Raw genomic sequence first — 2,427 nt, 5'->3', positions numbered from 1 at the left:
AAGTCGCACGCCTGCCGCGCGGACGGCAGGTCACCGTGATGCCTCTGTCGCTGCAGGCCATCAGCGTCCTCAGCGACACTCCCAAACCGACCTCAGGCGTTGTCGCGTTGTTGGGCGAGTGGCTGTCTGATGGTGTGTCGGGGCGCGGTGGGTACGCAGTCCGGATGTGTGTTCAGACTGTGACGGGCCGACCGGCGGCGCGGGTGATCCGGTCCCAGATGGCGAAGCGGATGGTCATCCCGGCTCGGTAGCCGGAGGCCGCCATCAGGTGACGGGCGGGGTCGGAAGTGGAGTGAGATCCCGCTGACCCCGGACAGGAACCGCTGGGCTGCGCCAACGCCGCGAGAGCCCTTCATCGCCCGTTCACGCTGCCGGCTCGGCTGGTGGCTGTTCTGCGTCCTGTTGTTCAGACACTTCGACTGCCGGTGCTCGACGGAAGGCATGACCTCGCGGTGGGCCGCGCCGTAGGAGCGGAGCCCGTCGGTGACGACACCCACGGCACCGCGCCCGTGTTCTTCGGTAGGCGGCGGAAGAATCACCTGGCCGCGGCGGTGTCCCGCCGGTTCCGTACGAGGATGCCGAGCGCCATCCCGTCCTGGTCGACGGCCCGCCACAGATACTCGTGCTCACGGTTGACCTTGATGAAGACCTCGTCCAGATGCCGCATGTCCCCCGCCCGGGACCGGCGGCGACGCAGCTCGCGGGCGTAGGCCGGGCCGAACCTCACACACCAGCGGCGGACCGTCTCGCAGGAGACGACGACACCACGCTCGATCATCAGCTCCTCGACCTCGCGGAAGCTGAGCGGGAAGCGGTGGTACAGCCACACAGTGGGAGATGACCTCGGCCGGGCAGCGGTGCCCCTTGTACGACGGCAACCTGCTCTCCACGGGCACCCCTCCAGCAGGATCAAGTGGGCGTCGTGTCGACGGCCCGCCCGTCCAGCCCGACCAGGAGGTGCCTGGGTGCCAGCAGGGAATGCAGCCGTCCGCGTTCGGTCATCAAGTCGGGCGTGCGATGGCCCTCCAGCGGGTGGGCCGCCCCCGCCGGGGCGGGGTAGTGGACCTCCAGGCCCGAGAGGCAGCCGACCAGCGTCGCCACAGTGTCGCCCCGCTGGTCGATGAGCTCACCGAGGAGGTCGCGCAGAGCGGCGTTGGCAGCGGTGAAGTTCATCGATGCGGCGTCCTGGGCGAGGGTGTTGGCCGCCAGCCGACGGGCGACGGGCGACGGGCGACGGGCGACGGGCAACCGTTCGGCCTCGTAGCTGTGCGGTCCGGTGCGTGGATGCTTCGACGCCCGGCCCTGGACCTCGGTGGCGAACTTCCAGACGGGGTTGGCCGCGTCCTGGGCGCCGGCGTTGAGTCCTTGGCCGCCGGCAGGCAGGTGGATGTGCGCGGCATCTCCGACGAGGAACACCCGTCCCACCCGATTGTGCTCGGCGTGGCGAGTGGTGTCGGTGTTCCGGGACCCCCGACGCATCGTGCGCGGTCCCCAGTCGTCGCCGGTGATCCGGACCATGCTTGTCCGCGGCGCCTCGGTGTCGAGCGGCTCCTCGCGCCGCAGCCGCACCGTCCGCGGATCGAGACCGGTACTGGCGGCCTCGACACCGAGGACGCGGAAGGCACCGTCGGGCAGCGGCAAAGCGTTGAGCGTGCCCTTGCCGGGCTGCCAGAAGTGGGGATGCGGCGGAGGCCGGTCAAACTCGACATCCCCAGGAAACCGCTTCGTCGGTGAGCTCCTGGACACGGATCTCCTTGCCGGTCACCTCGTCGATCAGTTCCACCTGACGGCGCTGGGGCAGCAGCTCGGGGCCGGTCAGGCTGGCGCTCACGGCCTCCTCTTCGGCCCCGCCGGGCGCGGCGACGGCGACCGCGGCGACATCGCCTTCGTGGACGGGCGCCATGGGCGCCTCGGGGTGGACCAGTCGGACGACGTTCCCGTCGCGGATCGAGTACGACCAGTTCAGGGCGTCGTTGGCCAGCACCAGGAGGCGGATCGGAGTCCGGCGCAGCCCCGATGACGTGATCACTGCCGTCCGGCGCGGCCTCCGCCGGTTCCAGTACCGCCATGACGTCCTCGGCGGCTGCCTCACCGGCACCGGCCTTCGACGCCGGCCGCCATGACGACATCACGCACATGGTCGGGCAGCCATGGCGGGCTCCAGTAGTCCGCCGGGCGAACTTGCCGACGGCGGTGACGACCAGGGCGGGGCGAGGCGGTGGAGCGGGCACAGCCGGCGTTTCCCGGCTCCTGGCGGGCCCCGGTGGAGCGGGGCCCGGTGGGGTCGTCGATCGGGCGGGAGGACGGCCGTCCGGTGGTCGGGGAACGCGGCCGCTGGATCCTTGGGGTGTCGCCGGATCTGTCGTTTCGCCCGCGGCGCACGTCCGTGGTGCGATGGAAGCGGGGGCGGAAAGGAGAGCGATCATG

General features: G+C 70.9%; 2 protein-coding genes and 2 pseudogenes. 1 reads left to right on the top strand and 3 read right to left on the bottom strand.

Annotated features, from left to right (window positions below; translation table 11 throughout):
* Positions 1-251 (top strand): annotated as a pseudogene (locus AB0L29_RS35435) (hypothetical protein); the annotation flags it as partial.
* Here the strand turns inward: AB0L29_RS35435 and AB0L29_RS35430 are convergent.
* From AB0L29_RS35430 to AB0L29_RS35420, 3 genes and pseudogenes are all read right to left on the bottom strand, one after another.
* A pseudogene (locus AB0L29_RS35430) lies at positions 173-890 on the bottom strand (IS6 family transposase). The pseudogenes AB0L29_RS35435 and AB0L29_RS35430 sit on opposite strands and share 79 nt — an antisense overlap.
* Before the next feature lie 19 nt (positions 891-909).
* Positions 910-1,641, bottom strand: a complete 732-nt coding sequence (locus AB0L29_RS35425) for an FAD-dependent monooxygenase (protein ID WP_365833466.1) — start codon at positions 1,639-1,641, stop codon at positions 910-912.
* A gap of 55 nt (positions 1,642-1,696) precedes the next feature.
* Positions 1,697-2,029: a hypothetical protein gene (locus AB0L29_RS35420; RefSeq protein ID WP_365833464.1), complete on the bottom strand. Its 333-nt coding sequence runs from the start codon at positions 2,027-2,029 to the stop codon at positions 1,697-1,699.
* Positions 2,030-2,427 lie beyond the last annotated feature (398 nt).

Origin of the sequence: Streptomyces sp. NPDC052701 (assembly GCF_040678355.1) — a bacterium.
GTDB lineage: Bacteria > Actinomycetota > Actinomycetes > Streptomycetales > Streptomycetaceae > Streptomyces.
Note: the sequence above shows the minus strand (reverse complement) of the source record. Positions and strands in the feature narration are given on the sequence as shown.